Annotated in this window: 5 protein-coding genes; 1 reads left to right on the top strand and 4 read right to left on the bottom strand. The window is 65.4% G+C overall.

Translation table 11 applies throughout. The features are described from left to right. Positions 1-39 precede the first annotated feature (39 nt). From QGN17_RS09665 to QGN17_RS09655, 3 genes are all read right to left on the bottom strand, one after another. Entirely contained in the window at positions 40-3,198 is a 3,159-nt protein-coding gene (locus QGN17_RS09665) for an efflux RND transporter permease subunit (protein WP_281044267.1), read from the bottom strand. Then, a complete protein-coding gene (locus tag QGN17_RS09660) occupies positions 3,195-4,385 on the bottom strand; it encodes an efflux RND transporter periplasmic adaptor subunit (protein ID WP_281044266.1) in 1,191 nt (396 codons plus the stop codon). The genes QGN17_RS09665 and QGN17_RS09660 overlap by 4 nt, the downstream gene beginning before the upstream one ends. A 129-nt stretch (positions 4,386-4,514) precedes the next feature. Then, positions 4,515-7,037 (bottom strand): TonB-dependent receptor, encoded by a 2,523-nt coding sequence (locus tag QGN17_RS09655; protein WP_281044265.1) that lies wholly within the window; start codon positions 7,035-7,037, stop codon positions 4,515-4,517. Positions 7,038-7,468: 431 nt separating this feature from the next. Here QGN17_RS09655 and QGN17_RS09650 point away from each other — a divergent pair, with 431 nt between their 5' ends. After that, positions 7,469-9,604, top strand: a complete 2,136-nt coding sequence (locus QGN17_RS09650; protein WP_281044264.1) for a prolyl oligopeptidase family serine peptidase — start codon at positions 7,469-7,471, stop codon at positions 9,602-9,604. On the opposite strand, the gene QGN17_RS09645 is transcribed toward QGN17_RS09650, so the two are convergent. Then, entirely contained in the window at positions 9,570-10,598 is a 1,029-nt protein-coding gene (locus QGN17_RS09645; protein ID WP_281044263.1) for a cell wall hydrolase, read from the bottom strand. The genes QGN17_RS09650 and QGN17_RS09645 overlap by 35 nt on opposite strands. Positions 10,599-10,762: the final 164 nt, after the last annotated feature.

The following is a 10,762-nucleotide window of genomic DNA, read 5'->3' as shown; positions in this document are numbered from 1 at the left end:
CGTCAAACATGACTACGGTGTCATACCGAATGGTAACGCTCATGCCTCCGATGCCGCCCCGTGATGGCCCTTTTTGCCGCCGCGGGTGAACAGCCAGCGGACCAGAACGAAGAACATCGGTACGAAGAAGATGGCGAGGCTGGTCGCGGTGATCATGCCGCCGACCACCGCCGTGCCGATCGCGACACGGCTCGCGGCGCCGGCACCCGTCGCGATGGCGAGCGGGATGACGCCGGCCACGAAGGCGAGGCTGGTCATCAGGATCGGGCGCAGGCGCAGCTTGGCGGCCTCCAGCGCGGCCTCGATCGGCGTCTTGCCCCGCTCCTCGGCGAATTCGGCGAACTCGACGATCAGGATCGCGTTCTTCGCCGATAGGCCGATCGTGGTGAGCAGGCCGACCTGGAAATAGATGTCGTTATTGAGCCCGCGCACCAGCACCGCCAGCACCGCGCCGATCACGCCGAGGGGGATCACCATCAGCACCGAGATCGGGATCGACCAGCTTTCGTACAGTGCGGCGAGGCACAGGAAGATCACGAGGATCGACAGGGCATAGAGATAAGGTGCCTGACCGGTCGACAGCCGTTCCTGATAGGAAAGGCCGGACCAGCTCGTTCCGATGCCGGGGATCTGCTCGGCCAGCTTCTGGATCTCGTCCATGGCGGCGCCGGAGCTGCTCGTCGCCGAGGCCTGCCCCTGGATTTCGTAGGAGGAGACGCCGTTGAAGCGCTGCAACGTCGAGGGCGCCTTCGTCCAGCTCGTCGTCGAGAAGGCGGAGAAGGGGGCCATGGTGCCGTTGGACGAGCGGACGTGCCAGTCGCCCAGATCCTCCGGTGACCCGCGATAGGGCGCGTCGCCCTGGATATAGACGCGCTTCACGCGGCCACGATCGATGAAGTCGTTGACGTAGGTGCCGCCGAACGCTGCCGAGAGGGTGGAATTGACGTCGGCTTGAGCGAGGCCCAGCGCGCCTACCTTGGCTTCGTCCACATCGATATGCAGGTGTGGCGTGTCTTCCAGCGAACCGAGGCGCACCGCGTCGAGCATCGGGTCCTGATTGGCCTCGGCGAGGAGCTTGTCCTTCGCCGCGGCGAAATCCTCACGGCTGAGATTGCCCTGGTTCTGGATTTCGAGCGTGAAGCCGTTGGTCTGCCCGAGACCACGGATGGCGGGCGGCAGAACCGTCAGCACGCGTGCGTCGCGAAGGCCGCCCATCGCCTTTTGGGCGCGATCGACCACCGCCTGCGCTGTGTTCTTCGATCCCTTGCGATCGTCCCACGGCTTCAGCAGCAGGAAGGCTTGGCCGGTATTGTCGCCGGTGCCGGAGAAACTGCGCCCCGTGTTGGCGAACATGTCCTGCACGTCCGGATCCTTGTGCAGGAAGTAATTCTCGGCGAACTGGCTGACCTTGTTGGTGCGATCCTGCGTGGCACCGGCGGGCAGGAAATATTGCACGATCGCCTGGCCGATGTCCTCGGTCGGCAGGAAGCCGGTGGGCAGGCGCATGAACAGGAAGCCCAGCGCCGCGACCACGGCCACGAAGGCGATCATGAACCAGCGCGTGCGCTCGATCACGTAGGCGACGCCGCTCTGATATTTCTCGACGCCCTTGTCGAACGTGCGGTTGAACCATGCGAAGAAGCGATCGGCGGTACGGGTGACCACGTTGTCGCTCTTCTCGCCGTCATGCTCGTGCTTCGCCTTCAGCAGCGTAGAGGTGAGCGCCGGCGTCAGGATCAGCGCGACGATGACGGAGAGCACCATCGAGGAGACGATGGTGATCGAGAACTGCCGGTAGATCGTGCCGGTAGATCCGCCGAAGAAGGCCATCGGCAGGAACACCGCGGACAGCACCATGGCAATGCCGATCAGCGCGCCGGAGATTTCCTCCATCGACTTGGCGGTGGCGTCATAGGGGGAAAGTTTCTCCTCCTCCATGATGCGCTCGACATTCTCGACCACCACGATCGCGTCATCGACGAGCAGGCCGATCGCCAGCACCATGCCGAACAGGGTCAGCGTGTTCACCGAATAGCCGGCCACCGCCAGGATGCCGAAGGTGCCCAGCAGCACGACGGGAACGGCGATCGCCGGGATCAGGGTGGCGCGCCAGCTCTGCAGGAAAACGAACATGACGATCACGACGAGGATGATCGCCTCGATCAGCGTCTTCTCGACCTCGGCGACCGAGAGCTTGATGAAGTCGGTGCTGTCGCGGACGTAGGCGATCTTGTAGCCCGCCGGAAAGGTGTTCGAAAGGCTTTGCACCTTCGCCCGCACCGCTTCCGCCGTCTTCAACGCATCGGCACCGGGCGCGAGGCTGACGGCAAGGCCGGCGGCCGGATGCGCGTCGTAGCGGGAGATCGAGGTATATTGCTCCTGCCCGAGTTCGACACGCGCGACGTCGCTCAGGTGGACGACCGAGCCGTCCGTCTCGGTCTTGAGGATGATGTCGCGGAATTCCTGCGCGTTGGTCAGGCGCGACTGGGCGGTAACGGTGGCGTTCAGTTCCTGCCCCGGCGCGGACGGCTGCGCGCCGATCAGGCCCGCGCCGACCTGCACGTTCTGCGCCTCGATCGCGGTGGTGACATCGGACGGCATCAACTGGTGGGCGTTCAGCTTGAACGGGTCCAGCCATATGCGCATCGCATATTGGGTGCCGAACGCATCCACCTCGCCGACGCCGTTCACGCGGCTGAGCGGATCCTGCAGCTTGGAGACGAGGAAGTCGGCGACGTCGGCGGAGGTCGACTGGTCGGAACTGTCGTAGGCGCCGACGATCATCAGGTAATCGGGTTGGCGCTTCTGGACGGTCAGGCCCTGCTGCTGCACCTGCTGGGGCAGGCGGGGCAGCGCCTGCTGCACCTTGTTCTGCACCTGCACCTGCGCGATGTCGGGGTCCGTGCCGTTGGCGAAGGTGGCGGTGATCTGGACGGTGCCGGCATCGCTGGATGTCGATTGGAAGTAGAGCAGCCCGTCGAGACCGGTCAGCTGCTGTTCGATCACCTGCGTGACTGAATCCTCCAGCACCTCGGCCGATGCCCCCGGATAGGTGGCGTTGATGCCGACCGTGGGCGGCGAGATGTCCGGATATTGTTCGATCGGCAGGCGGGTCAGTGCGCCCAGGCCGGCGAGCATGATCACGATCGCGATCACCCATGCGAAGATGGGTCGCTGGATGAAATAGCGCGAGATCATTGCGCCGCGCCCGCTCCGGACTGGCCGCCTCCGTTTTGTGGCTTCTGGTCGATCACCGCCGGGTTGTCGCTGGCCGGCATGGCGCGGACTTTCAGGCCGGGCTTGGCCTTGCTGCTGCCTTGGACGATGATCTTGTCGCCTGCCGTGATGCCGGCGGTGACCACCCACTGGCCGTTGCTGAGGCCGTTATCCGTCACCTGCTTCGACACGACCTTGCCGTCGGCGCCGACCACCAGCACGGAGGCCTGGCCCTTGGCGTCATGCGTCACCGCCGCCTCGGGCAGCAGGAAGACGTTCCGCTGCACCGCTTGGCTCACCACCGCGCGGACGTACATGCCCGGCAGCAGCAGGCCGTTGGGGTTGGGGAAGCGCGCGCGCAGCGTCACCGCGCCGGTCGAGGTATCGACCTGGACTTCGGAAAATTGCAGCGTGCCGGTGAGCGGATAGTCGGTGCCATCCTCCAGCTTCAGCTTCACGGCCGCCTTGTCCGGCATCGCGCCGCCCCTGGCGATCGCCTGGCGGAGCGCGAGCAGCTGGGTCGAGCTTTGCTGGATGTCGACGTAGATCGGATCGAGCTGGGTGATCGTGGCGAGCGCATCGGTCTGGCTCGCCGAGACCAGTGCGCCGGGGGTGACGCTTGAGCGGCTGATCCGCCCGCTGATCGGCGCGTTGACGTTGGTGTAGCGCAGGTTGATCTGGGCGGTCTGCAGGTTGGCGCGCTGCTGGACGATCGCGGCCTGCGCCTCGCCGGAAGCGGCGCGCGCGTCGGCGGCGTCCTGCTTGGCGACGGCGTTGATCTTCTCGAGATCGGTATAGCGATCCGCCTTGAGCTTCGCCGCGACGGCGGTCGCCTGCGCGGAGGCCAGCTGGCCCTGTGCCTGGCCGACGGCGGCGCGGTAGAGCGAAGGGTCGATCTGGTAGAGCGGCTGGCCCTGATGGACGATCCCGCCTTCGGTGAAGAGGCGTTTCAGGATGATGCCGGACACCTGGGGGCGCACGTCCGACACCTGATAGGCATCGGTGCGACCGGGCAGCTCGGTTGCCATTGCGGCGGTGCCGGGCTGGGCGACGATCACGCCGACGACCGGCTCGGGCTTGGGCTTGTCGTCCTTCTTGCCTCCGCAGGCGGCGAGCGCGAGCAGTGAGGCGGTGAGGAACACGGAGGCGGGGATGCGGATCGCGGACATTGGCGGCGCGCATCATATGCGGGTGTTACACGCTGATGTCAGGTCCGAAATGCCGGGCATGACCAAAAAGTAAGGAGGCGGCAGGAACTCGTCCTGCCGCCTCCATGTAACCGGCTTTCCGTCCGAAGATCAGAAGGCGAAGTTGACCGTGCCCGAGATCGCGCGCGGCGAGCCAATATAGGCGTACGGGACGCTGGTTTCCGACGTGTTGCCGCTGAAACCGCCGACATAGAGCTTATCGAACAGGTTGGTCACGTTCAGCTGCAGGTAGGTGCCGTCGTTGAGGCCGATACCCTTCAGCGACACGCGGGCGTCAAGGTCGACCAGCGTGTAGGCCGGGGTCTTCGCACCATACAGGATCGCGGTGTGCGTCGTGTTGTAGATCGGAATGTTCTGATCGTTCACGTAGCGCGGGCCGGTGCGCTTGGCCTGGATGCCGAGCGTGACCGGGCCGAAATTGCCCTGCGCACGGGCGCCGAACGTGTAGGTCGGCGAACCCGATTCACGCTTGCCAGCGGTGTTGTAGACGGTGGTCGCGGTCGCCTCGACATTGTCGAGGATCTTCGACTTCAGGTACGAACCGAACGCATAGAGCGAGATCTGCTGGATCGGCTGGTACGAGATGCTGCCGTCGATGCCGTACTTATGCACGGTGCCGAGGTTGCGATAGACCGTGATGTCTTCAACGGGATCGTAGGACGAGGCCAGGCGGTTCTTGAAGTTGGTGTACCAGCCGGACAGCTGCGCCTGGATCTTGCTCGAACGGAAACGCAGACCGAGGTTGAAGTTGTCGGTGGTCTCCGCCTTCGGGTGGGCGGCATCGCTGTCCGCGGCGAAGGAGAAGGAATTGTAGAGGTTGTCCGTACCCGGAACCTGCAGGCCCTTCGAATAGTCGCCAAAGGCGCTGATTTGCGGCGTGAAGTTGTAGGTGAAGCCTGCGGCCGGAAGCACCTTGTTATAGTGCAGGGTGCGCTTCTGCGGCGGCGTCGCGGTCGTGTTGGCGGCCAGGAAGGCATCCTGATCGGCCGCGTCGTTGAAGCAGTCGATATAGCCCTTGCCGCCGGCCTCGGTCACGCAGCGCTGATCGAGGTTGCGGGTGAAGAACGGCGCGCGGACGCCCGCATTGACCACCAGCTTGCTGTCGAGGAACTCGCCGCGATACTGGCCGGCCACCTGGTTCAGGATGGCGTAGGACAGGCGGTTGCGCTTCTCGATCGGCAGGCCGTTCGCGTCGAGCAGCGGGTCATGATAGGGGAACGGGTTGGTGGTGATGCCGTTCGCCTGCAGCGCCGCGACCTCGCCGGTCTGGCGGTGACGGGCGTGATCCCAGCTGTAGTTCACGCGGACGGTCTGGGTCGGCGTGATGTTCCACTGCAGGTTGGCGATCAGGCCGAAGCGGTTGGTCCGGGTCTGGCTCGGCGCGTACAGTTCGACCGCGTCGAGCGTGTCGCCGTCGCCGTTCAGATCGACGCCGCCGAAATAGGGGCTGCCACCGATATAGCCCGTCAGGCCGGCTGGAACCGTCTTGCTACCGGGGGGGGTAACACCTTCGTAGCCCTTGACGGCGCCGTTGCCGCCATTGGCGCTGACGAACTGCCAGCTCGGATCGACCGTCAGGACCAGGTTGTCGGCCAGCGTGAACTTGGAGTTGATGCGAACGTTGCCGGTCTTCGACGGGTTGTAGCTCAGGTCGTAGGCAGGCGTGCCGCAGACGTTCGTGTCGATCGCGCCGTTGACGCCGGCGGGGGTGATGCACGGCGCGATCGTGTATTCGCGCTCGTCCTTCGTCACCGGGAAGCGGTTGCCCGAACCCGAGCCGACCACGCGGCTGCCGTCATCGACGCCGTCGACGCGCAGCGGCACCGACGAGAAGTTGCGGTTGATGTTGCGGTTGAAGTTCGCCCCGACCGAGACGAAGTCCCCGTTGCTGCCGATCGGCTGGTAGACCTTGCCGTTCAGCTGCAGCTTGTCCGTCGAGGACTGGCGGAAATAAGGGTTGTTGTAGCTCGAACGGCTGGCGGCGATGAACGCGCGGGTGCCGAAGGGCGTGAAGGTGCCGGTGTCGACCACGCCGAACAGGCGCATATAGTCATACTGACCCATCGAGCCTTCGAGGCGGACGTGGAAATCCTCGGTGGGGTTGCGGGTGACGTAGTTGACGGTCGAGCCGGACGCCGCGGCGGTCGGGCTGTCGATGTCGGTCGAACCCAGCGAGACGTTCACTTCCGAGATCAGCTCCATGTCGAGCTGCTGGTTGGAATAGAGCGCGTAGTTGCCGGAGTCGTTGAGCGGAACACCGTCCCAGGTCTGCGAGATGCGGCTGGCATCGAAACCGTGGATGGTGAGCGTGCCGCCCGACGAGCCGTAGGGATCGTTGTTCTGGAAGCTGACGCCCGGCATGTAGTTGATGATGTCGTCGATCGACTGGCCGGGGATCTGACGCTTGATGAATTCCTGCGTCAGAACGGCGCGGGCCTTCGACGTATTCTCGACACGGACACCGCCGACACCGTTGGTGTTGTGCGCGCCGGTGACGACGATTTCCGGCTGGTCGAACAGCTGCTGGCCGGTCGACTGGGCGAAAGCCGGCGCGATCGCGGTGAGCGCAAGCGCCGAGACCGAGGCGCGCGCTATGATCTTGGACATGGTCATGGTTGAAGCAACCCCCTTTAAACGAATCCCTTACGGGCCCCACAAGCCCGATAGGCACGCCCGCTAGGGATTGAAAATGACAGATTTGCGACAGGGGGCCTTTTCTTCCGCATTGCGTCAATTGCGTTGCCGAGTGTGACGCGATTGGCACAGTCAGCGTGCAGCATGTCCGGCGGATTTTCGGTTCGAGCGGTGAAATCCCTTCATCTTCGGCATCTAAGGTCACGCTGCGCGGTGAATCGCCTGAATCCGAAGATGAACCGATTTTTATGCTGCGTCGCAGTGGGGAAACATCGTTTCCGTGATCAGCCTGTGTCGCGTGGTCCGAACGGTCGCAGTTTTGCGACAATCATGCGCCGGCGCTTCCGTCTTGCTGTATGATCCGGCTATGGCAGTCGCCACTGTGGCTTGAGCTGTGGAGGATTTGCGACATGCGGGTGGGCAAGACGGGATGGAGCGTGGCGGCGGCGCTGCTGCTGGCGGTGCAGGGGCAGGCGCAGGCTCAGGCTCAGGCTCCCAAGGCCGAGGCGGCCGATCCGCATCTCGATCTCGAACAGGTCGACGGTGCCAAGGCGATGGCGACGGTGAAAGCCTGGAACACCCGCACCCTCGCCGCACTGGAGAAGCAGCCGCATTTCGCCGAATACCAGTCGCGCGCGCTCGCCTTCCTGTCGGACACGCAGAAGATCGCCGCGCCCGATCGGGTGCAGGGCGGGCTGGTACTCAACTTCTGGCAGGATGCCGAACATCCGCGGGGCCTCTGGCGTGCCTCGCCGATCGCGGCCTTCGCCGCCGGCAAGCCCGAGTGGCGCACGCTGATCGACGTAGGTGCGCTCGGCAAGGCGGAGGGCAAGGCCTGGGTGTTCAAGGGCGCGACCTGCCTGTCGCCGGCCTATTTGAAGTGCATGGTCGCGCTGTCGAACGGTGGCGGTGACGCGGTCGTCGAGCGCGAGTTCGACATGACGAAGGCGGCGTTCATCGATGGCGGCTTCACGTTGCCCGAGGCCAAGAGCGAAGTAAGCTGGGCCGGCCCCGACGCGCTGTATGTCGGCACTGATTTCGGCGCGGGCAGCATGACCGATTCCGGCTATGCGCGGATCGTGAAGCTGTGGAAGCGCGGTACGCCGCTCGCCTCCGCCACCGTCGTCAGTCAGGGAATCAAGAGCGACGTTTCCGTGGCCGCCAACGTTTTTGTCGATGGCGGTCGGACCTGGCCGGTGCTGATGCGCGGCGTCGACTTCTATCACCACAAGCTCAGCCATATAGCGCCGGACGGGCGGTTGGTGCCGTCGCCGCTGCCCGACGATGCCGATGTCGCCGACGTGCTCGACGGGCGCATGATCGCGACGCTGAAGAGCGATTGGGAAGGGCATCCGGCGGGCAGCGTCGTCGCTTATTCGATCCCCGATCTGCTCGCGGGCAAGACTCCCGCGATCGAGACGGTGTTCGTGCCCAACGCGCATCAGGCGGTGGAGTCGGTCGGTTCCAGCAAGTCCGTGGTCTGGGTGAAACTGCTCGACGACGTGTCGGGACGCCTGCTGGCGCTCCGGCGTGCCGGCGATGGCCAGTGGAGCGGGCAGGCGGTCGCGCTCGCCGACAAATCGACGGTGCATCTCGATGCCACCGCGTCGGACAGCGACATGGCCTTCGCCACGGTCGAAGGGATGCTGACCCCGCCGACGCTCTATCGCGTCACGCCGGGCGAGACGCCGGTGGCGGTGCAGTCGTTGCCCGCGAAGTTCGATGCGTCGAACATGGTGGTCGAGCAGCATTTCGCGACCTCGAGGGACGGCACCAAAGTTCCGTATTTCCTCGTCCACCGGAAGGACCTGAAGGGGCCGGTCCCGGCCTACATGCATGCTTATGGCGGGTTCGAGCTGGCGCAGACGCCGAGCTACCTGATCAACGAGCCTTACAGGTCCGGCCCGGCAGCGCTCTACTGGGTGGAAGAGGGCAATGCCTACGTCCTCGCCAATATCCGGGGCGGCGGGGAATATGGCCCCGCATGGCACGACGCGGCGCTGCGCGAGAAAAGGCAGAACGCCTATGACGACCTGTATGCGGTCGCCGAGGATCTGGTGAAGAACGGGATCACGGAGAAGGGCCGGATCGCCGTTTCGGGTCGTTCCAACGGCGGCCTGATGGCGTCGGTGGCGATGACGCAGCGGCCGGACCTGTTCGGCGCGGCGGTGATCGGATCGCCGCTCACCGACATGAAGCGCTTCTCGCACATGCTGGCCGGCGCGTCGTGGATGGGTGAGTATGGCAACCCGGACGTGCCCGCCGACTGGGCGTTCATCTCGAAATATTCGCCCTACCAGAACCTGAAGGCGGGCGTGAAATATCCGACGCCCTTCATCTACACCTCGACGCGGGACGATCGCGTGCATCCTGGCCACGCGCGCAAGTTCGCGGCACGGCTGCAGGATTTCAACGATCCGTTCTTCTACTACGAGGCGATCGAGGGCGGCCACGCCGCCGGTGTCGAACCCAAGGAGGACGCGCTGCGCGCCGCTCTGGTGACGACCTACCTCAATCTCGAGCTGCCGCGCTCGCCTGCGAAGTAACGTCGGGAGCCTCCGGTGCCGGGGCGGCCTGCGCCGTCTCGGTGGCCGGGGTAGGCGTCTCGGCCGGTTTCGACGTGCCGTTGCCATAGTGGAGCTTCACGCCCGGCGCGTTGCCGCCGTCCGCCATGCCGCCACCGGTGTGGATGGTGACGCCGGCGATCGTCGCCAGCGTGGCGGGCTGCGACGGATCGATGGCAGTCGCGCCGGCCGCCGAAGCGACGGCGGTGGCATTGGCACCGCCACGATGGACCATCACGCCCGCCGACTCGGTGGTGCCGTAGCGCACCAGCACGGCGCGCGCGTCGTCCCAGCCGCTCTGGCCGGCGCCGACCGGCTCGATGCCGGCATAGCGCTGGCGGAACTCGAAGCTGTTATCCAGCGCGTTGCTCCAGCGGTAGAAGATGTGCGCGCCGATCGTGGTGACGGGGGTCAGGCTGTCTTCCCAATAGGGGTGCACGGCGGTGGTGTGGTAATACATCGACGCGCCGATCGGGGCATAGACTTCGCCGGCAAGCGCCGCCGCCGCGATCTGGCGGGCATGTTCCCACGATCCGGGTTCGCGCCGGTGGGCGAGCGAGCCGTCGCAGGTGAAGCTGAACTGACAACCGGTCGATCGGTACGATCCCTGATAGACCACGCCGCAGACCGATCCGGGGAAAGCGGGGTTGCGCACGCGGTTCAACACCACCTGCGCGACCGCACGCTGGCCATCGTCCGATTCCGAGCGCGCCTCGTAATAGACGGCGGCGGTGAGGCAATCGAGCGCGCGGCTGGCATCGTCTGCGCTTTGCGCCTCGGACACGAAGGCGGGCGCGCCTTCGATCAGGGCGGGGGCGGCGCCGGGCAGTGGCGGCGGGGCCACCGGCATTTCGGGCATGGCGGGCAGGATCGTGCCGGGCGACACCCACTGCGCGAGCTTGGGCGCGGGGCGCGGGGCCTCGGCCACCGGATGCGGCGCCAGGGACTGGGGCGGTACGCAGGACGTGACGGCCATCAGGACCGCAAAGCCAAGCGATGATCGACGGTACATGGCAAAGCCCGGATGATCGACGGAAGCCCGCCATGTATCCAAACAAGGTTTGCGTCCGGTAAACGCCGCATAAGGGAGGGCCTCCCGACACGCCGCCGGGAGACCCTGGATGGGTTTTGCGATGCGCG

Source organism: Sphingomonas oryzagri (assembly GCF_029906645.1).
In the GTDB taxonomy this organism is placed as follows: Bacteria; Pseudomonadota; Alphaproteobacteria; order Sphingomonadales; family Sphingomonadaceae; genus Solisphingomonas; species Solisphingomonas oryzagri.
This window is presented reverse-complemented; position numbering and strand designations above follow the sequence as displayed.

What these genes read in the sequence shown, in the direction of transcription:
- QGN17_RS09650 (WP_281044264.1), top strand. Translation starts at nt 7,469, where the DNA reads ATGCGGGTGGGCAAGACGGGATGGAGCGTGGCGGCGGCGCTGCTGCTG.
- QGN17_RS09665 (WP_281044267.1), bottom strand. Translation starts at nt 3,198, where the DNA reads ATGATCTCGCGCTATTTCATCCAGCGACCCATCTTCGCATGGGTGATC.
- QGN17_RS09660 (WP_281044266.1), bottom strand. Translation starts at nt 4,385, where the DNA reads ATGTCCGCGATCCGCATCCCCGCCTCCGTGTTCCTCACCGCCTCACTG.
- QGN17_RS09645 (WP_281044263.1), bottom strand. Translation starts at nt 10,598, where the DNA reads ATGGCCGTCACGTCCTGCGTACCGCCCCAGTCCCTGGCGCCGCATCCG.
- QGN17_RS09655 (WP_281044265.1), bottom strand. Translation starts at nt 7,037, where the DNA reads ATGACCATGTCCAAGATCATAGCGCGCGCCTCGGTCTCGGCGCTTGCG.